Below are 19,605 nucleotides of genomic sequence, written 5' to 3' on the forward strand. Positions count from 1 at the left end.
AGGGTGGTGCTGGCCGAGAACGCGGAGTTGCGGGCCGCGAATGCGGAGTTGCGGGCCGCGAATGTGGAGTTGGGTTCGGAGAACACAGAGTTGAAGGCGCTGGTGGGGTCGCAGTCCGAACAGGCTGCGGCGCAGGCGGATCGGATCGCAGTGCTGGAGCGGCGGTTGGCTGCGGATTCGTCGAACTCGGGGTGGTCGTCGGGGTCGGACTCGCCCTATGACAAGAAACCGGCCAAGAAGCGGTCGTCGCGGACCCGGTCGGGGCGGTCGGCGGGTAAGCAGAAAGGCTCGGCAGGCACGTCGCGGCCACTGCACGATGACCCGAACCACACGATCCGGTTGGAACCGCCCCGCTGCCAGGGGTGTTCGTGTTCGCTCGACGGTGCCGCCGAGGTCGCCTGCGAACGCCGCCAGGTCGTGGACACGGCACCGGCGGCGGCGCCGGTGATCACCGAGTATCGGCGTATCGCCCGCGAATGCGGGTGCGGGACAGTGACTGCCGGTGACTGGGCCGATGCGGCACCCGAGCATGTCGCGGTGATCGCGGCGGCGGGGTCGCCGGTGCGGATCGGGCCGGTGGCTCTGGCCCGGGCGGCGTTGCTGACCTGCGGGCATTACCTACCGATCGGGCGGAGCCGGGATCTGTTCGTCGCACTGTGCGGCCTCGATATTTCGACCGGCTGGCTGGCAGGGGTGCGTGGCCGCGCCGCGCGGCTGCTGGAACGACAGTTCTCCGTCCACATGCGAACTCTGCTGGCCACCGCGCCGGTGTTGCATGCCGACGAAACCACCGGCCGCGCCGCCGCGGAGTTGAAGTACGTGCACGTCGCCTGCACCGACTATCTGACGTTGATGCACGTCGGTGGCCGCTCCGCCGACGATATTGATGCCGGTGGTGTGCTCGGCGAGTTCACCGGGGTACTGGTCCGCGACGGCTACGCCGGGTACGCGCACCTCAAAGCGGCCCACGCGTGGTGCGGTGCGCACCTGCTGCGCGACTTGCGGTCGATCCACGATGCCGATCCAGCCGGGCAGGTATGGGCGAAAGCGATGATCGACTGCCTGCTCGACGCCCACACCGCCGCTGGCCGGGCCCGCGCCGCTGAGGCATCGGCTCTCGACGCCGACACCCTCACCGGGATCCGCCGCGCCTACGCCGGTGCGATCGGGCTGGGCCGCGACGACAACCGTGACCGGAAAACTACCTTGGCCGCCGACGCCCGCAAGCTGGTGGCCCGGTTCACCCGCTACGAAGACATGATCTTGCGGTTCGCGACCGACCTGACCGTCCCGTTTTCGAACAACGAAGCCGAAAGAACGCTCCGACCAGTCAAAATACAGCAACGAACCAGTGGTGGAGCATGGCGAACCCTGCAGGGAATCACCGACTTCGCGATCGTCACTTCCTACCTCGACACCGCCCATAAATGGGGCCTCGACAAACTCGACGCCCTCACCCAACTGTTCACCACCGGTCCGTCGCTACCGCCTGCCCTCACACCCGCAGCCGCCCCATAACCACGCACGCATACCACACCGACCACCGAAAACCTCACCACCCCAGGTGAATAGCTACCCTGTTCAGGCTGGTGAGCAGCTCATCCAGCCTCAGGACACGGGTGGATCTGTAGGTTTTCACCTTCACCTTGTCCTTGATCGCCTGGATCGCTTTCTTGGACGGTGTGGTGTAAACCCGATACTGATTCGTCCCCCTCTTCCGTAGGCGTCGAATCGTGAATGAGAGGAAGTCGAATCCCTCGTCGATGTGGACCACTCGGGTTTTCTCCGGCGACAGCCGCAACCCCAATGGGGCGAGCACCTCCGCCACCTCCAAGCGTAATGCTTCGGCATGTTTCTTCGTGCCGGAAACCATGACGATAAAATCGTCCGCGTAGCGGATGAAACGCCAGTTCCCCAGCCCTTGCCTTTTACGTTTGGACCGCTGCCATTTCGTGCCCATCTGTTCCTGCCATTGCTGGTCGAAGTGCTCATCCAGCCTCGACAGGGCAATATTAGCAAGCAACGGAGAGAGAATTCCTCCCTGTGGTGTCCCTCTCGGTGTGTCTTCCCGTTCCCCGGCACCGATCATGACACCGGATTTCAGGAATGCCTTCACCAGCCCGTACACACGTTTATCTCCGATCCTCACCCGCAGGCGTTCCATCAACGCCGTATGCGAGATTTCGTCGAAGCACGCCTCGATATCCGCATCCAGAATCCAGTGATAATCCATGCTACCGGAACTGGAGTGGTGTATCTCGGCAATCGCGTCCTGCGCACGCCGGTTCGGCCGGAACCCGTACGAGCACGGCAGAAAATCCGCCTCGAAAATAGGCTCGAGCACCGACTTGAGACTCGCCTGGACCACGCGGTCAGCGACGGTAGGAATCCCCAGCTTGCGGAGTTTTCCGTTCGCTTTCGGAACCATCACCCGCCGGACCTCGACCGGCCGGAACTCACTCGACTTCAGTAGGTTCCGAACATACTCCAGGAAATCCTGAACCCCGATCACCGACTCGATCCAGGCCACTGTGACCCTGTCGATTCCCGGGGTTTTCGCCCCAGCATTCCCGGACACGCGTTCCCACGCGTGCACGAGAAAAGCCGGATCGTAAACGAGGTTGTACAAATCCCCGAACCGACGGGAGGTATCTTCTCCCGCCCATCGATGCAATTTAGTCTGCATCCTCCGTACCGTGAAGTACGCCGAATCAGCATCCGGCCACTCCACAGCGCCGATATTCACCAGCGCGTCTTCGGTCATTACAGTCCTTCCTTGCTTGACACGCTGCCGCCGCTGGGTAGGCCGTCGGCGAGGTGTCCGCGTGCGCGGCTCCTTTTCCGACGGCCCCCCTCCGAACCGGGCGTGCGACTTATGACCGCACCCGGCTCTCCAGTGCCGTTTTCCTCGAATCCTGCCGGGTGGAACATCCGTTGTGGATGTCTTTGTGGCAGTCGCGACAGACGATAAGGGCTTTGCGGCGGCGTGATGCCATCTGCTTTGCCCAGTCGGGCTGCTCAGCCTCATTCTCCGAGGGGAGGTCGCTCAGTCGCCGAATGTGGTGCGCTTCGACGTCCGTGTATTTCTTGCAGAGTTCGCAGCGGCCGGTCATGAGCCGGTCGATGAGTTCTGCGGAGCGCTTCCTCCATACCGCCGGGAGTTCGTCTTTGAGGGTTACCCTCATGGTCCTGCGGGCCAACGATATTCCGCCCCACCGAGCGACCAGGGCTTTCTTTCCGTTCCCGCGTTCGACTTCGACCTGAAGTCCCCTTCGGGGACCGGCAGGCGTCTGCCAGGTGGACCGGTAACGGTTCCAGACCTTGGTGACGCTGATCTTGTTCTTATGTCCCAGCGTCTTGGTCAAAGACCGTTCCATAATCCATCTCAGCAGGCCGAGACGGTGCCGGTTGTAGGCCAGCTGGTAATACTCCGCGATGCCCCGGAACTCCGCCTGATAGCGCGCGACGATCCGGAAGTCCGAATCGTGCGCACGCGCGAGCAGAGCAGCAGGTTTACCGCGGCGCAGATAGGGTTTGCGTTTTCCCCGCACGACATCCATCGGCACTTTCAGGCCGATCTGCCCGTTGATCGAGCGGTGACCGTTCCGATCGCGCTTGGCGTCGTTGTGGTGGACCACGATTTCGTAGCCGAGAAATCGAGCGGCCTGTGTCCGCCCGTGGGTGATCAGGGTCTTCGGCTCGGACAGTTCCAGCTTCAAACGATCCCGCAGGAACCTACCGACCTGTTCCTTGATCAATTCGGCTTCCCGCCGTGTTCCGGAGAATCCCAGCAACCAATCGTCGGCATAGCGGATATAGTGCAGCCGGCGGAAACCCGGATCATTCGGGTCATGAGAGGGAAGTTGTTGCAGCTGACGACGCAACTGCCGCGCTTCCTCCCGTTGACCACGTTTCTCCAGCTTCCATGCTGCCTTGTGCACCCGCATATACGGCAGATACGGCCTGCGCCGGGCTCCCCGGTTGAAGGCGGGCAGAAGTGTTGTCTCGACGTACTTGTCCAACCGGTCCAGATAGATGTTGGAGAGCAAAGGACTCAAAATACCCCCTTGCGGTGCGCCACTCAATGTTTCGTGGTAACGCCATTCCTCTAGATATCCAGCCTGGAGCAGTCCGTCGATCAACCGCAAGAAACGGTTGTCGTGAATGTCTTCGACCAGAATGGAGTGCAGCACCCCATGGTCGAGCCGGTCGAAACACTGGGAGATATCTCCCTCGACGAACCACGTCATACTGCGCCACGACTGCGATATTTCCGTCAGAGCGGTGTGACAGCCCTTCCCCGGCCGGAAGCCGTGAGAACGTTCGGAAAACTGCGGCTCGTAATACGCTTCCAACAGGGAACGGATCACTTCCTGCAACAGCTTATCCGACCACGACGGCAGACCCAGGGGTCAATGCCACTTAGCTTGACGTGTTTTCGCAGGTCATCGGCATGATTGCGATGTAGTGCCAGCTGGTTGGTCTGTGAGACTGGTTGGTGTGGAGCGTTTTTGGGCGTGTCGGTGCCGGATCGTGTCGGTGCTGGGGTTAGCGTCGCCGACGTGGTGGATGTGGGTGCGGTGTCGTTGATCGATCAGGTGTTGTTGGGTGTGTTGACCGCTGTGGTGGACCGTGATGCGGTGGAGATGGCGATTTCCGAGCACGGCAAGGCGCCCAAGCGTCGTGGTGGGACGTTGCCGCCGCATTTGGTGATGTATTTCGTGGTCGCGTTGGCGTTGTTCGCAGGTGTGGACTACGAGGGGGTGATGCGGAAACTGGTTGGGCCGCTGCGGCTTTGGCGTTGTTGGGATCCGAAGTGGAGTTTGCCGACCTCGGGTGGGATCACCCAGGCCCGGCAGCGGCTGGGGTTCGAGCCGATGAAAACACTGTTCGAGCGGATCGCGGTGCCGGTGGCGTCGCGGCTGACCCTGGACGCGTTCTACGCGCGACGCAGGCTGGTCTCGATTGATGGCATGGTGTTCGACGTGGCCGACACCGAGGCCAACGCAACGGAATTCGGTAAACCGAGCAAGGGAGTGTTGCCACAGGCACGGGTGGTGACGTTGACCGAATGCGGCTCGCATGTGAGCCTGGGCGCGGTGATCGGGCCGGTCGTGGGCAAGGGCACCGGTGAACGCACCGCGCGGCCGAACTGATCTGGTTACTCGAACCCGGCATGATGTTGGTGTGTGACCAGGGGTTCTACAGTTTCAAACTGTGGTGCCAGGGCGCCGACACCGACGCCGACCTGTTGTGGCGTCTCGGTGACATTATGGACCTGCCGATCGTGGACCGCCTCGGTGACGGCTCCTATGTGACACTGCTTTTCGCGCCCAAAACCCCGGCGAAAATGCGGGCCGAGCTGCTGGAGGCGGCCATAGCCGGGGAGGAGTTGGACTGGGACCGGACTCGTTTCGCCCGCGTCATCGAGTACGAGATCACCGACCGTGGCGAAGGCGGTGAGCTGATCTGCCTGCTCACCACCATCCTCGACCCGCACGAGGCACCCTCGCTGATCCTGGCCGAGGCCTATCACCAACGCTGGGAACACGAAGCCGCGAACAGGCAAATCAAGACGCAGCTCCGCGGCCCCGCCAAAACCCTGCGCTCGCAAACCCCGGACATGGTCCGCCAGGAAATATACGGATTCCTCATCGCCCACTACGCGATCTGCTCGCTGATCTGCCGGGCCGCGGTCGAGACCGGCATCGATCCCGACCGCGTGAAGTTCACCCAGACCGTCCGACTCGCCCGCGACACCATCGCAGGCCCGGACGGTTTTTCCCCCTGACCGCCAACTCGAGCTCCACACCGAACTCGCCGAACAGATCACCGCAAAACGCCACCTCAACCCCCGCCGCCACCGCTCCTACCCCCGCGTCGTCAAACGCGCCAGACACAACAGCTTCCGAGTAAAACGCAAGGCAGACAAGGGAACCCGTCACACCGGACCCGCTACCATCCGGCTGGCCAACCAAAGCTGCATCACGCCGACACAACGACGACCATCCGCAAAACCGCCGGTCACAGCTCTATAGGGGGCGAGCTAAGCGGCATTGGGTCTGGGGTCGGCGTTTCTTCGGCGATCCTTTCTTGTCGATATATACACGCCTTACCGGGGACCACCGATAGCGCTCATACCGCAGCGCTTCGATGATCGCCTGAATCTTCTTCAGGCTCATGCCATCCACGGTCTCCTGATTAGAGCCGGGCGTCATGGAACCGTCGTTTCGGTAGATCTTGCCGTAGGCACGCAGATACAACTCCGGGTTGAACAAGTGCCGATACAATCTCTCCAGTGGCAATCCTCTCTTACCGCGTTCATGGATGATCTCCCTCAGGACTTCGGCTCTCTGCATTACGCATACCTCATCTATCCGGATAACCTCGACACCTGTGCCACTTGGCCCTGTGAACGGCTTTCCCGCTCTCCCTGGTGGGGCGTCACTCCCACGACTACTATTGGCACTCCGTCACCGTGGGGCTCGCGCCCGGTAGGTGATCCCGAATTCCTCTTGCGCTGGACGTATCGAGTGCGACGTAGGCGGCCCGTCCGTTCCCTTGAGTGAGTTCGTTGCCCACCGCCCACCAGCCGGAAGGGTTGGGGCGAAGCAAAGGGGATTCGCCTGATGCTGGTGGCTCCGCTCCGGGCGTTGTATGTCGGAGGATGCACATTTCCATCACCGGGAACTGGGCTTCAAACAGTCTGGTCTTCGCCATATCACACGGGTCTTGCGCGGCAGCACCATCAACGCCTTCACAATGCTCCACGCTTTCCCGCCATGCTGTTGTCCCCTCGCGCTTTCGCGTCCAGGTAAGACGGGTGACCCAAAGGGTCTGCTCCTTCCGAACCTCTACTCTCTGCGAGAGTGATCCAACGCCGAGTTAGACGGCGCAACTTCCCGATGTGCACGGCTTTCCCGCACTCGCAGTACTACGGCGGCTCCGCCCCACCCGCACCCTTCGGCTGACGTCGCACCTATCCACTCACCCCACTTCTGGCAAAGGCAGAGTATGCGGAACAGACGCGGGCGGTTCCCACGTTCACTGTCATCCGGTCGACGAGTTAGGCACCCGGCTCTACCCCTGCGGCATCGCCACGGCTACGCCGTAGACATTCACCATGGCCTCCCAGCCCAGACTACGAAGATCCGACCAGGAGTTACGACCCGGAAAGAAAGAAATATATATCCCGAATCGTATGCACCGCGTTCCAGCCCAAATCCACCGGGTTAGAGCTGGCGGGCTCTTAAGAGGCGTAACAACACCGGTTCCTTGCGTATACCTTCTCGTCTCGCTCACCACGCCCGGCCCATCCGGTAGTACTGAACCGACGTGACTTTGTCGAGGCTGCTCCCGCCCTCCCCAGCGACTCCTGGATCAGGCTGCCTCCAGCTTTAATTCCCCGCTACGACGAGGAACAAATGAAAGGTCTTTCACCTCCATCCGGAACTGACAGCGCCTCGTGGCGCACTCATACGGCGCCCACGCATCGTGTACGGCGATACCGGTGAACCCGGGCAGCACCTTGGCCGCTTTCATCGCCTCGACACCACGCTTGGCGTGCACCGTGATCAGCGTGTACTTCTCGGTGCGCGCGCAGTGCACCCACTGCAGCTTCCCCGCGACCCGCAGCCCGGTCTCGTCGAACCCGGCGACTGGCGCCGCGGCGATCGCCGCCGCCACTGCCGTGCAGAACGGTTTCAGCGCGTCGGCAGCGCGGACGGTCATCGCCGCGACCGTCGCGTCCGACATCGGCGTGCCGAACAACTCGCTCAACGCTTGCGCGGCGCGTTTCTTCGACAAGAACTGCCCCACATACGGATACAGCACGATCGCGGTCACCCGCGGCCCGTACTGCACCGGCGCCGACACTGCTGGTGGAGCTTGTCCGCAGGTCGATACCCAACACCCGCATCGGCGGGTGATCAGTTGGTGCTCGGTGACTTCCACTTCGATCGCCGGCATGTCGAACACCTGCCGCCGCGTCATCCCCACCTGCGGCGCCCCAGCCAACCCCGCTCCGCAGCCAGCGCACGCGGGTGGCTCGTGGCGCACCGTCTGTTCCTCGGGCACATTATCGACCAGCTGCAACGTCGATCCCGGATGGCCCGGGCTGCCCGCCGGGTTCACGGCCGGACTTGCGACGCAACGATTTCGGCGCAGGCTTGTCCAAACCCTCGCTCGACGGCGGCTTCGACGAATTCCGCGGATTCTGTCCCAACTGCCGCTTCAACTCCGCGATCTCGGCTTCGAAACGGGCTGTCCGCTCGGCCATCTCGGCCTCAAGTCGGCTGATCTGCGCGGCCTGAGCCATCACCAGAGCAGTGAGCTGCTCGTAGGAAGGATGACCGATCACCGTCTCGCACCGGGCACCAGGACAGGACCCAGCATGGTCGGCGGCCCGCGACGTCATCCCGGCCTGTGCACCACGACGGGTCACTCCGGCAGCTCCGCCACGACGGGCTCGAATCGTGCGACCGAGCCGACGATCTCGAGCGCGGCCCGGAGCAGTCGATCGTCGTCGTAGTCGCTCAGCGATCCTGTCATCGCGGAATCCCGGAAAAGGGACAGCGCCGCCGCGAACGCCTCCCGCATCGTCTCGACGACGACTCGGGCGCCGCCCTCGTGCGAATCCGATTCACGAATTATCGAGAATTCGCGGCCGGTGAAATCTGCATCGACCGCCCGGCATTCGGTCGTGGCGTTCAACTTCTCGAACAGCACTTGCTTGCCACTATCCGAGACCAGGATGTCGATATCGATCGCGTGCTCGGTATCCGCAGAGAAATCCGGGACATATCCGGGGGGATCGGAGTCTGCCGGATCCGATTTCAGCGCGATGTATATACTGGTATCCGCCCGTGCACCCGCGTTCGCGATGAACCGTGTCGGCGTGCGGCCGCTTCCTCCCAGATCGACGAGAATCGTGCGATTTCCGCGCAGCCGACAGAAGTAACCGAGGTAGGCGGCATTGTCCGCGGTGAACAGATCGCGCGACGAAGGGAAATAGTGTATCGCCAGTTTCCGGTCTGCAAATCCGGCGAGCCAGCGCACGAGACCCACCCAAAGGTTGCAATCGCGGCCGCACATGAGCAGCGTATCGGCGCCGGTACGCTCGGCATGCTTCAGCAGCGCAATTCCTGCCACGGTCAAAAATGGCATGTTGACCTCGAACTGCGCCAGCTGCGCCCGGCGCAGCGGCACGGTCGCGGCCGTGGTCGACAGGCGCGCCCGCCGGATGATCCGCGCGAACCCGGCCAGCCCGGCCGCCACCAGGATCGACTCGCCGCGCGACCAGTCCGACACGGTGACATGCTCCGCCTCGATACCCCACCTGCGCGCCTGGGCGATATCCGCGAATTCGTTATCCCCGTAATGCCGTTCGATCCGGTGCGTCGCGAGTATTCCGGGCCAGACCTTACCATGCTGCTTGCCATAATTTTCCACATGCATCGACACACCCGGAAGTCCGCATTTTTCGTCCACCAGCCGACGCAGAAAAGACATCGGCAGATACATGTCCGATATGATCATATCACCCAGGCGAACCAGGGCCGTCATCTCCGCGATCGGAAATATGTTATCCCATTCCTCGGCAAGTTCCAGCATTTTCAACTGGTCGATGCGCGCATTCGACCAGCCGGTCCGCGTGGCGAGGGCGGTGTAGATATCGTCGAAACTGTACTCGCGCCGCCCCCATAGCGCGCCCTCGGCCTCCCGGCGCAGTTCAGCGAAGCCCACTACCCGGCTGTGCCGTTCCACTGCGTCGAAGACGGCGGGCGGAAATACGCATTCACGTGCGATCAGCGTATCGAAGAGGTCGAACGTCCTGATGACATGCCGCTCCGCCCGCACGCCGACGGGGCGGAAATAATGTTCGTGGCCGGCCCGCCCCAGCAGAAAGGGCCCGGAGAGCTCGAGCGCACCGCGATCACTTCGGCGCAGGCGCGCGGCACAGCTGGCTTCGCCGTCATCGCGCTGGACGATCAGCCGCTCCCCTTCGATGCGCCAGCGGGATTCGTTGGGATGGGCGTAACCGCCGATGCGTCCGCCCGGATCGAACGTCACGGTGGAGCTGATCACGGTCCGGTCCGGGCCTGCCTCGAACTGGAATACGTGGCCGGTCAGCCAATCCTCGGGAATACTCGATAGGTCGGGTAGCGCCATCTCATTCTCTGTCGTCGCGGCGACGGATGCGGTCGGCGCGCATCGGATCGATACGCGTCAACTCTCCCGTGCGCACCATCTGGTCGATCATGCCATCGGAGGGGATCTGGGCCTGGAAGCACACTCGCGCCCCCTCCAGCCGCCGGTGGGCCACGGCCACCTGCAGTAGCGCCCGGGAGTGCTGGGCGAACTGCCGCGCCTGTTCACCCGCACCGGAGACCATCGCCTCCGCCCGCTCCATCCAGCTCTCGAAGGACGGATACGGATAGCGGAGAATCACCGGCGCGGTGACGGTTCCGCTCGCGCCGTCGAACCCGGTGAAACCGTGCCGGTCCGCCGGGATGACCCGCGGACCCACCCGCACCGCGCTACGTCCGGACCGCGCGTCCAGGAATGGGGACCGGCCGTTGACCCGGAACACCGTGCAGGCGTGAAAGGGGTCGTCGACCGGATGGTGTGCCGGTACGGCCTCATGACAGAGGAAGGTGACATGCCCCGCGCCGGGCAGCTGCCAGCGGCGCCGTCCGTCGTCGTAGAACAGCTCATCGGGGCCCAGCGGCAGCAGCCATGTCATACCCGCGGCCCGCGCCTGCCTTACGGCCGCACGGATATTGGCGATCTCCCGATCCCCCGCATCGCTGTCGGTCAGTTCACCGCTCGCACACGCCAGTACGGGCTGCCCCTCGGTCAGGTCCCGAACCTGTTCGCGGACACCAGGATCGTCGGCGTAGACGGCGATCAGGTCCACCTTGGCCGCGTGGTAGGCGAGCCACGTCGCCAAGCCCGGCGCGGGCCGGTCGACGGTGACGCAGACGGCGGTCGGCTCGTTCGCGGATGTTCGCCCGCTCGCACGCACGGCCCCGTACATCCGGTGCGTGAAGTCGACGAGGCCGTGCGCCGCCACATACTCGCGGAATTCCCGCATCGGGTCCGTCCCGGCGGCACGCACCGCCGCCCCGTTCGGGCCGCCCACCGGCCGGGTGTGCCGTACGGTGACCGCATCGATGACGGCCACCGAGGATCGGTCCGAAGTCATGCGGGGCCAGTGATTGTCAAGCCCCCAGCCGCTGTGGGTGCCGACGAAGGTCGGTACGCACTGAGTCAGGAAGTGGCGGCTGAAGCACGGCGCCATGATCTCGACGAAGTTCGTGTACCGCAGCTCGAACCGGCGGTCCACCAGCGTGATCTCGTGAGTGAAGTAGCTGTCCTCGGTGAGGGCGGGCTGGGCCAGCGAAAGACGGTGCCGCGCACAGTATTCGAACAGCGCGTTGATGCTCGCGGTATCGGCGGCCAGGTCGTCGTCGGGGAGCCAGACGAAGTCGTAACGGTCGATCACCTCGGCCAGGTCGACCGTGATCGCCCGGTGCAGCCCCGGCCATTTCGCGCCCTTCATGTCCAGGCGGGTCACCTCGTCGCCGCGATAGCGGTCCGGATCGTCGCCGAAATAACTGACCACCAGGTCCCAGGTTCGAGCGTGCGGCCCGGCGAGCCATTGTTCGTGCAGCGACGCGTCGCCCGCACGGACGATCACCAGGTTCCGCCGCCCCGAATTCGTCCATTCCACGCTCGGTCCTACCCGGGCAGCTGGAGTGGTAACAGGAATGCCGCACCGAAGATGTGCAGCCAGAGCCGTTCGCAGAAGTAGCCGTGTACATCCGGGCCCAGCGCCGCCTGCCGCAACCGGAGCAGCGCCCGGGTAGGCAGCTTCTCGATCAGGTGGTTGCGGACCGCGAACAGCGCTCCGTAGGCATGGCGGCCGACCAGATGCCGCGCGGCAAGTTCGGCGGCATCGGGCAGGTCGCACATGTCCAGGAAGTGGGCGCCGATATTCGCTCCCTCGGGCAGACGGTGCAGCGACCGGTATTCCTGGCCGATTCGCCCGGCGCCGGCGTCCACCCACTCCACGGGATGGAAGGTGCTGAGCGAGAACAGTTCCTCACGCACGCGCAGACCGGGAACGATCGAGCGTTCCGGGGTCAGGAGCGTGGGCGGCGGATGCGCGATCGACTCCTTCCAGCACCAGGACAGCGTCTGCACGTCGGGCCAGGTGGCGTGCCCGGCCAGCAGTCGCAGGAAGTCGGGGCTGTGCTCGAAGGGGTCGCCCTGGGTGAATACGGTGAATTCGCCTGCGCCCGGCCCGTATTCGATCATATGGGTCAGATAGCTGTCCGACTCCCGTCCGGCGTTGCGCAGCGGGACGTAGGTTTCCGCCCGATCGCGCACCTGCGAGGATACCGGGGGCCCGCCCTTGTCGTAGATGTGCACCCGGTATTCGGCCGCAACCTCCAGCACCCAGTCGAGTGATTCATTGTGCCGGGCGATCACCAGATCATGCATACCGGCGGCGGTGTTCATGCGGTGGCTACCTCCAGGAGAGAGCGGTCGGAAGCACCCAAGCACACCCCGGCGCACCTTTCGACCCGGAACCCGCCGGGAACACCGCCCCGACACCCACGATTAACCTGAGGTCGAACCGGTGCGCATGCCGGATGTGGTGCGAGCGTTCGTCGGGACCGGGCTGGGCAATCCGCCGCCGAGCATCTGGAGCAATCCCACGGCAATCGATCTGGCGTGTGCCCGGAACTGGGCCCCGTCCTGTGTGGTGGGACGTCGGGTTGCACGCCGGTGAGCATTCGACAGCGAGCGGCCCGACAACTAATGTTCCACAAAGTTGGATCGAAAGGTGTTGCGGCGATGCGGGCAGTGATCGTCGGGGGACGAGGATGATACGGCGCGAGCCCGTGCGACCCGGGGTCGATGTCACCACTCGAAGCTTTCCAGTGACCGAGTACTCATGCGTCGCCGACTGCTGATCATTCTGCTCCTGCTGGCGACGATCGCCGTGGCGGGGTTCGCCGTTCCGTTCGCCCGGGCGATCTCTACCGGCCGCACCGGGGCGTTGATCCTGGACCGCACGCGCGATGCCGACCGGTTCGCGGCCATGACGACCAGCAATAACGACAAGCTCGCCCAGGAGGCCAGGCGTTACGACCAGCTGTACGGCGAGGGCGTGGTGTTGATCGACAGCCTGGGCCGGGTGCGGTGCAATTCCGGGGTCGACCTGAACAATCCCGCGGTGCGGCAGGCATTGGTCGAGGCCAGCGCCAACGAGTTGCCCCGGCCCGCAACCGATCTGCGGCCCTGGGGCCCGGCGCACATACTCATCGCCCGGCACTGGGGCGATGCGGAGCAGATGGGCGGCGCGGTGCTCATCGTCGCCTCCACCGCCACCGCCCGCTCGGATGTCACAGCCGGCTGGACCGCCCTCGCCGCCGGAGTGCTGGTCGCGCTCGCCGCGTTCACCGTGCTGGCGCTGCGCCTGGCACAGTGGATCCTGCATCCGCTGGATGCGTTGTCGGCCGCGGTGGGCGCGCTCACTGCGGCGCTGCCCGTACCGCGCGGGAGTGATCACCCGGTGACCCGCGAGGAGAACGGCCCGCCGGAGATCCGGGCGCTGGCCCGCTCGGTGGACACCCTGGCGCTCACAGTGGCCGATTCGGTCGACGCGCAACGGCAACTGGTCGCCGATACCGCGCACGCCATGCGTAATCCGCTGGCCGCGTTGGCGGTTCGGCTCGAATCGATGGAACCCGCGGTGCGCAGTGATGCCGAAGCGAACTTTCAGGGATCGGTGCGGGAGGTGCACCGGCTCACCGGACTACTCGACGGGCTGCTGGCACTGGCTTCCGCCGAGACTCCCACCGACTCCCAGCTCGGGCGCGCCCGCAGCACCGCCGACCCCGGCTGCGAGGCGGTCATAGCCGCCGCCGATCGGGTGGATGCGTGGTACACGGCCTTCGCCCAGGCAGGGCGGACGCTTGTACTCGAGTCCGCGGTCCGCTCCGCCGAGGCGGCCTTCCCGACGAGTGCACTGATCCAAATTCTGGATGTGGCACTGAGCAATTCGTGTCGATACGCCGGTCCGAAGGCCAGTACCTCGGTGGTGGTGCAGTGCTCGCCCGGCCAGGTGGTGGTCGCGGTCACCGACGACGGGACCGGGGTGTCGCAGGCCGATATCGCGCGCCTGACCGAGCGGTTCTTCCGGGGCCGGGGCGCGGTGCCGGGCGGGTCAGGACTGGGACTCACGATCGCCGCCGCGCTCGCGCGTCGCCACGGCGGAACCCTGCTGATCGAGCCGCGCGGACCGCACGGGCTGACTCTCAGCGTCGCGATGCCCGCACCGGGAACAGCGAATCCCACACCAGGCACGGCGGATCGCACGCCACGCACGGCGGACCCGATGCCCGGCACAGCGAACCTCGCGGCGGAAACGGCGAATTCCGCGGCGGCGCAATGACCATCGCGAACGAACGTACGGCCGCACCATGGGCATCGTGAAAGCATCCCCCGCGATCGGGCGCCGAGCATTCCTCACGCTCGGCGTCGGCGTCGCGACCGCGGCGATCGGCGTGCCATTCATCGCTCGTCGGCCCGCGCCCGGTCCGTACCTGCTTCGGGTCGCCACCGGGCCCGAGGGCCCGTCCGACGTCTTCAGCAACGAATTGGTGGCCGCTGCCGCGGGCACCGCGGTGCGCATCCGGCCGGTGCACAGTCCGGGCTCGGTGCAGAATCTGCACCTGCTCACCCGACACCACGTGGACGCCGCGATAGTGCTCGCCGACGCGATCACCAGGTACGTGACCAAATACCGCGCGGTGGGCCGGCTGTTCGAGCATTACGTCCAGGTCGTCGTCCGGCCCGAAAGCCCGGTCACGCATCTGGGCCAATTACGCGGCGCCCGGGTGGTGGCGGGCGCGGACGGCGCCGGCGCGGCGCAGACCGGTGTGCGGCTCCTGCAGGCCGCGGGCCTGCGGCCCGGCACCGACGTCCAGGTCACGAGCATGCCCCTGCCGAATTCGATGGCCGCGCTGCACGACCGCACCGTCGACGCGGTGATCTGGGTCGGCGGGATCCCCACACCGGAACTCGGAATCTCCGATACCACAAGGCTTTTGGATCTGAACGAAGTGATCACACCGCTGCGCGCGAAATACCGCAAGTTCTACGACCGGGTACAGATCAGCCGCGAGATCTACCAACTCCCCGCCGAATACCACACCGTCGGCATCTCCGCGCTGATGCTGGTCGATCCCCACCTGCCGGACTTCGCCGTCGCGGACCTGACCGATATTTTGCTGCAGCACTCGCACGAGCTGGTCGGCGGCTCCGCCGGATCCCAGTTCATGGACGACGGATCGCTGATCAATACCTCGCCGGTCCCCCTGCACCCCGGTGCCATTCAGGCATATCACCGGGCACACCGCTGAGCGCCCCGAAATCTGCTCAATGCACCCATCGATAGCCGAAACCGTGAATGGTGGCGATCCGGCCGGGACGATTCAATTTCGCCCGCAGCGCACCCATGTGAACATCGAGCGAGCGGGAGACCGATTGCGTCGTCTCACCCCAGATCTCCTCCATGATCCGATCCCGGCTCACGGCGATGCCCGCCCGCTCGGCCAGCACCCGCGCCAGCTCGAATTCCTTCTGGGTCAACGAGATCACCTCGCCCGCCACATCCACCGTGCGGGCGCGTATATCCACCCGAATATCCTCGAGGACGACGACGGCGGCAGGGGGCTGCCCGCCGTTTCGCCCGCGCCGGGTGACCGCCACGAGGCGTGCGGCCAACTCGGCCACGCGGGGCGGCTTGACCACGAAATCATCCGCGCCGGCGCGCAGGCACGACACCACAGCACACTCGTCGTTATCGGCGGTGAGCACCACCACCGGAACGGAACTGACCTTGCGAAGCTGGCGCAGCACGACCTGCCCGTCGACATCGGGAAGGCCCAGGTCGAGGATCACCACGTCGTACCTGATATGCGAGGTAAGCAGGTCAAGCCCCTCGGAGAGGTGGTCCACGAGCGGAAATCCATGTGCGCGTAATCCATCGATGACGGCTCCGGCCACACCTTCATCGTCTTCCACCAACACCACACGCACCGCAACACCCTTTCGACCCTTGGCAAATCCGATGCTAAACGAATCGTCGACGACTTGTCGGCGCATCGGCGTACAAGGGGCGGCACAAGGATCGCCGCCGAGTCGGATGGGCGGCGATCGGTGCAGGCAGCGCCCGCGAGGCGAGATACCGGACCTGGGTAAATAGTGTTGTTCGCCTCAGGCGGTGTTGTTCGCCTCAGGCGGTGGCGCTCCCGCGCTGCTGGGTTGCCGGGCGCACGGACTCCAGACCGACCGGTGCAAGACCGCCGGACCGTAGCCCGGTGACCAAGCTCGGGAACCTGCAGCGCAGGCCGGTCAGATTCCGGTGTATCTCCCGCAATTCGTCCTGCAGCAGCCGGATCTCCTCGTGCAGTACCGCGGCCTCGTCCATGAGGGTCGCCTGAAACAGGCGTGCCTGCTCGAGTTGGGCGCGCTCGAGATGCGAGCGTCGCAACACCTCTTCGGCCGACTGCCTCGATGCGGATTTCTCGGCCGCGGGAACCGATCGTGCGATGCGACGGTTCCTGCGTACACGCTTGTCGGATTCTTCCACGGGACGTCCAGCCTCTCCATAGTCGTCATCCGCCGTCACAATGGGGTCGGCATCGATAAACGGGCGTACATCCGAATTATGTTCACAATTCAGGCCGGGTCAAGCCGAATGGAAATAATTATGGAAGACTTGGAGAATTTGAGGAGTCCATGGGAATCTTTAGAACTTCTTGAGAAGTCAGGAATTAATTGACAATCACACCACCAGCACCATTTCCGAGCGATCAGGATAGGAGACGTGGAAGACGCGCTCTTCACCCTTCCTCGACACCGAAGAAGACTAGGCATACCGCGCCTCCTGAGTACGACCCAGAATCCAGCGGGGACGATTGTTTGCGCGGCGTTCATGTGGGTTACCAGCCGATCCGCGGACCTCGGCCGGGCGATCACGCAGGACAAGCGCGATTTTCGCCCCGGCGAGACCCCGCCACCGCAGGCGCGGAGCGCGACGATCGAACTCGATTCAAACCGTCTGTTCACCTACCGCACCCGCGACCGTAACCTGTCCCGGGCGCACCTCGGTGCGCCGGAAACGGGCCGCCGGGCGCGATGGACGCCGTCAGCCGACGGCGGACAGTTCCCTGGCTTGGACCTCGTCGGTCGCGGCGAAGGACTGTGCGGTGTCCAACTGGCCCTGGTAGATCTGCTCGAATGTGCTTGCCATATCGGTCATGCCGGTCAGCAGGCTGTCGCGCGCGGACAGGTACCCCCGGTCACCGTCGGCGAATTTGCCGCCGAAACTGTCGTTGCCCCAGGGGGTTCCGTTGGTGTCCAGTATCTGCCGCAGGGTGGCCTGGGCCACGCTGATCGCGTTGGCGATGTTCTCGGACCAGACCGCGGCCGCCTCCAGCCCGACCGGGTCGATCTCAATCTGGTCGGACATATAATGTCTCCCTTGCTCGTTCATTGATCCGGCGAGTGATGATGGTGATGCTTCTTGTCGCGGTGGCGCCCGCCGTTGGGTGGAGTCCAGGGCACATCGGGGCTGGCGTCCTCGCCTCCCGGCAGCCAGAACGATTCCGGCGGAGCCGATCCCGCCCGGTAGCCCTCCGGAGGAGGTTCCCATTCCGGCTCACGCTTGGGCCGGGTCTTGGACTTCATATCGGTGGCCTTGCCGAGGAAGCCGAGCTCGTCGGGCAGCGGATCGGTGGGGTAGCGCTTGCCGGGCGGCGGCACGACACGGTCCGGCGGTCCGCCCTCGCCGGGCATCGAATTCCGCCCCGAGCCGCCGGGCGAGTGCGCGTCCGCGGCGGAGCCCGGCACGCCGGCATCCGACTCGTTCGCGGCGCGGGACGGGCCCGGCGCCGACCCCGCGTCTGAACCCCCGTACATGTCGATTATCGAATCGATCGAATCGCGATCCGAACCCCCGGGCCGGGACCCCGCCGAAAAGGCCGGCCCCGGACCCGAAGCCTCATACTCGCCGTCACCGGAGGACACCGAGCTCGTATCCGGTTCGTGCCCACCATGATTCGAACCGGGCGAGGGCCGGGAATCGGTCGCGGCGTGCTGTGCGGCGTCCAGCCCCTCCGGTTCGGACTGCGGCGCCGTGGCCGAGTTCCGGTTCGACGGCCCGGCGGAATCCGATGCGGCAGTGTCCGATGCGGCAGTGTCCGATGCGGCAGTGTCCGATGCGGCAGTGTCCGATGCGGCAGTGTCCGATGCGGCAGTGTCCGATGCGGCAGTGTCCGAGGTAGTGATGTCCGATGTGACAGTGTCCGAGGTAGTGATGTCCGATGTCGCGGCGGGCAGCCGCTTGCCGGGAATGTCGGTGACCGAACCGTCGGTCGGGAGGTACTTGACCTCGCCGCGGCCCTTGCCCCACAGGCCGTAGCGAATGTCACCGGTCGTGATCGGGCTCATCTTGACCGACAAACCCCGTGCGCCGCCGACCACTCCGCCGCGGGCCATGCCGCCGACCCAGCCCGCCGGATTGCTCAGGCTGGAGAAGTCGCCGGTGGCCGCGCCGACGGCGACGTTGCCGAACAGCGCGCTCACGGCGCCCGACGCGGTGCCGATGACGGCCCCGCGCGCGCCGCGGCCCAGCGCATTGGCCAGGTAGCCGCCCGCCAGCGAGTCGATCCCCGCCCCCAGGTACCGAGCGAATTCGCGGGAGGGGATGGCTCCGGCCGCCGAACCCAGCACCGACAGCCCCGCCTCCGTCCAATTGAAGTGGCGCCGTTTACCGTCCGCCATCTGACCCACCTGCACGGCGGCGTCCAGCCCGAACGATCCGACCGCGTTCTCACCCAATTTGATGCTGTAACTGGCGATCCCCTTCGCCGAAGGCAGCACTAACTCGCCCCGGGCCAGCGACTTCCAGAACAGCCGGCCCTTCCCCGTGAACGCGCCCAGGCGCCCCGCGGCCGCCTTGATGGCGTCCATCGCCGCATCCTCGACCAGCCGCACCCCCGAGCGGGCACTGGCGATGGCCGCCGCTTCGACCGCCGCGGCGGTGGGCGGGAATGCCCACGCCCACAGGATCTCCAGCGCCAGCCAGGCCAGCGAGAGGATGATGGTGAGCTTCGTATCCTGCAGTTCGGTGCCCATATCGAAGCAGGAGTTGTGGATCTGGTCCAGGTAGTCGGCCAACTGCCGCACCGAGCCGTCGCCGGCCTGCAGGCTGTCGAACAGGGTGGTCATCTGCGCCGCGCCGTCGCCGGCCGGGTATGCGGCGAGAGTGGCGTCCCGGGCGCGGTAGACGTCCTCGACCACGGCCTGCACCGCGGCGCTCGCGGTCTGCCAGGCCTGCGCGTCGGCCCACATCCTGTCCTCGTCGCCGTCCGGCCAGGTCGTCCCGGCAATCCAGGCGAGCCAGCGCCATTGCGGCGGAAGATACAGCGACACCGGCAGTTCACCACTCCTCGTCCCAGACCCCGCTCACCATCTCTTCGCGCTCCTATAAGACAAGCGTAGGAGTCTGAACCGGACGTGCCC

General features: G+C 65.1%; 17 protein-coding genes. 5 read left to right on the plus strand and 12 right to left on the minus strand.

Going from position 1 to position 19,605, the window contains the following annotated elements; translation table 11 throughout:
• The first annotated feature begins 27 nt into the window (after window positions 1-27).
• Window positions 28-1,518 (plus strand): IS66 family transposase, encoded by a 1,491-nt coding sequence (gene tnpC / locus ACV7NQ_RS06035; protein WP_463365555.1) that lies wholly within the window; start codon window positions 28-30, stop codon window positions 1,516-1,518.
• A gap of 34 nt (window positions 1,519-1,552) precedes the next feature.
• Here tnpC and ltrA read toward each other — a convergent pair whose 3' ends face one another.
• Together ltrA and ACV7NQ_RS06045 are read right to left on the minus strand one after the other, a co-directional pair.
• A complete protein-coding gene (gene ltrA, locus ACV7NQ_RS06040) occupies window positions 1,553-2,764 on the minus strand; it encodes a group II intron reverse transcriptase/maturase (RefSeq protein WP_463358708.1) in 1,212 nt (403 codons plus the stop codon).
• 109 nt (window positions 2,765-2,873) lie between these two features.
• Window positions 2,874-4,409 carry a reverse transcriptase/maturase family protein gene (locus ACV7NQ_RS06045; RefSeq protein ID WP_463365556.1) on the minus strand — a complete coding sequence of 512 codons (1,536 nt, stop codon included), beginning with the start codon at window positions 4,407-4,409 and terminating at the stop codon, window positions 2,874-2,876.
• A 108-nt stretch (window positions 4,410-4,517) separates the two neighbouring features.
• Between ACV7NQ_RS06045 and ACV7NQ_RS06050 the strand changes: the two genes are divergently transcribed.
• Both ACV7NQ_RS06050 and ACV7NQ_RS06055 read left to right on the plus strand, forming a co-directional pair.
• The gene (locus ACV7NQ_RS06050; RefSeq protein ID WP_463365557.1) at window positions 4,518-5,156 is read left to right on the plus strand and encodes a transposase domain-containing protein; all 639 of its coding nucleotides are present in this window, start codon (window positions 4,518-4,520) and stop codon (window positions 5,154-5,156) included.
• Window positions 5,157-5,176: 20 nt separating this feature from the next.
• Window positions 5,177-5,791, plus strand: coding sequence for a transposase (locus tag ACV7NQ_RS06055; RefSeq protein ID WP_463358709.1), 615 nt, complete (start codon window positions 5,177-5,179; stop codon window positions 5,789-5,791).
• 241 nt (window positions 5,792-6,032) lie between these two features.
• On the opposite strand, the gene ACV7NQ_RS06060 is transcribed toward ACV7NQ_RS06055, so the two are convergent.
• The 6 genes from ACV7NQ_RS06060 to ACV7NQ_RS06085 form a co-directional block, all read right to left on the minus strand.
• Window positions 6,033-6,305 (minus strand): hypothetical protein, encoded by a 273-nt coding sequence (locus ACV7NQ_RS06060; protein WP_463358710.1) that lies wholly within the window; start codon window positions 6,303-6,305, stop codon window positions 6,033-6,035.
• A 1,075-nt stretch (window positions 6,306-7,380) separates the two neighbouring features.
• Window positions 7,381-8,133 carry an IS66 family transposase gene (locus ACV7NQ_RS06065; protein ID WP_463358711.1) on the minus strand — a complete coding sequence of 251 codons (753 nt, stop codon included), beginning with the start codon at window positions 8,131-8,133 and terminating at the stop codon, window positions 7,381-7,383.
• On the minus strand, window positions 8,078-8,359 hold the full coding sequence (locus ACV7NQ_RS06070) for a DUF6444 domain-containing protein (RefSeq protein ID WP_463358712.1): 282 nt from the start codon (window positions 8,357-8,359) through the stop codon (window positions 8,078-8,080). Before ACV7NQ_RS06070 ends, ACV7NQ_RS06065 begins: the two co-directional genes overlap by 56 nt.
• 80 nt (window positions 8,360-8,439) lie before the next feature.
• Window positions 8,440-10,170, minus strand: coding sequence for a hypothetical protein (locus tag ACV7NQ_RS06075; protein WP_463358713.1), 1,731 nt, complete (start codon window positions 10,168-10,170; stop codon window positions 8,440-8,442).
• A 1-nt stretch (window position 10,171) separates the two neighbouring features.
• Complete coding sequence (locus tag ACV7NQ_RS06080) at window positions 10,172-11,734, minus strand: DUF707 domain-containing protein (protein ID WP_463358714.1); 1,563 nt, start codon at window positions 11,732-11,734, stop codon at window positions 10,172-10,174.
• Window positions 11,735-11,742: 8 nt separating this feature from the next.
• On the minus strand, window positions 11,743-12,525 hold the full coding sequence (locus ACV7NQ_RS06085) for a hypothetical protein (protein ID WP_463358715.1): 783 nt from the start codon (window positions 12,523-12,525) through the stop codon (window positions 11,743-11,745).
• A 439-nt stretch (window positions 12,526-12,964) separates the two neighbouring features.
• Here ACV7NQ_RS06085 and ACV7NQ_RS06090 point away from each other — a divergent pair, with 439 nt between their 5' ends.
• Together ACV7NQ_RS06090 and ACV7NQ_RS06095 are read left to right on the plus strand one after the other, a co-directional pair.
• Window positions 12,965-14,467 carry a sensor histidine kinase gene (locus ACV7NQ_RS06090; protein WP_463358716.1) on the plus strand — a complete coding sequence of 501 codons (1,503 nt, stop codon included), beginning with the start codon at window positions 12,965-12,967 and terminating at the stop codon, window positions 14,465-14,467.
• Window positions 14,468-14,504: 37 nt separating this feature from the next.
• Window positions 14,505-15,437 (plus strand): TAXI family TRAP transporter solute-binding subunit, encoded by a 933-nt coding sequence (locus tag ACV7NQ_RS06095; RefSeq protein ID WP_463358717.1) that lies wholly within the window; start codon window positions 14,505-14,507, stop codon window positions 15,435-15,437.
• Between the two features lie 16 nt (window positions 15,438-15,453).
• Here ACV7NQ_RS06095 and ACV7NQ_RS06100 read toward each other — a convergent pair whose 3' ends face one another.
• The 4 genes from ACV7NQ_RS06100 to ACV7NQ_RS06115 form a co-directional block, all read right to left on the minus strand.
• Window positions 15,454-16,116: a response regulator transcription factor gene (locus ACV7NQ_RS06100; RefSeq protein ID WP_463358718.1), complete on the minus strand. Its 663-nt coding sequence runs from the start codon at window positions 16,114-16,116 to the stop codon at window positions 15,454-15,456.
• A gap of 196 nt (window positions 16,117-16,312) precedes the next feature.
• Complete coding sequence (locus ACV7NQ_RS06105) at window positions 16,313-16,669, minus strand: hypothetical protein (RefSeq protein ID WP_463358719.1); 357 nt, start codon at window positions 16,667-16,669, stop codon at window positions 16,313-16,315.
• Window positions 16,670-17,227: 558 nt separating this feature from the next.
• Entirely contained in the window at window positions 17,228-17,551 is a 324-nt protein-coding gene (locus ACV7NQ_RS06110) for a hypothetical protein (RefSeq protein WP_463358720.1), read from the minus strand.
• Window positions 17,552-17,571: 20 nt separating this feature from the next.
• Window positions 17,572-19,515: a WXG100-like domain-containing protein gene (locus ACV7NQ_RS06115; protein ID WP_463358721.1), complete on the minus strand. Its 1,944-nt coding sequence runs from the start codon at window positions 19,513-19,515 to the stop codon at window positions 17,572-17,574.
• Between the last annotated feature and the right edge of the window lie 90 nt (window positions 19,516-19,605).

It is taken from the genome of Nocardia sp. Tas62D01 (assembly GCF_055232035.1).

Excerpts from the sequence above, each read along its gene's own strand:
- ACV7NQ_RS06075 (WP_463358713.1), bottom strand. The coding sequence starts at position 10,170 with ATGGCGCTACCCGACCTATCGAGTATTCCCGAGGATTGGCTGACCGGC.
- ltrA (WP_463358708.1), bottom strand. The coding sequence starts at position 2,764 with ATGACCGAAGACGCGCTGGTGAATATCGGCGCTGTGGAGTGGCCGGAT.
- ACV7NQ_RS06090 (WP_463358716.1), top strand. The coding sequence starts at position 12,965 with ATGCGTCGCCGACTGCTGATCATTCTGCTCCTGCTGGCGACGATCGCC.
- ACV7NQ_RS06110 (WP_463358720.1), bottom strand. The coding sequence starts at position 17,551 with ATGTCCGACCAGATTGAGATCGACCCGGTCGGGCTGGAGGCGGCCGCG.
- ACV7NQ_RS06055 (WP_463358709.1), top strand. The coding sequence starts at position 5,177 with ATGATGTTGGTGTGTGACCAGGGGTTCTACAGTTTCAAACTGTGGTGC.
- ACV7NQ_RS06085 (WP_463358715.1), bottom strand. The coding sequence starts at position 12,525 with ATGAACACCGCCGCCGGTATGCATGATCTGGTGATCGCCCGGCACAAT.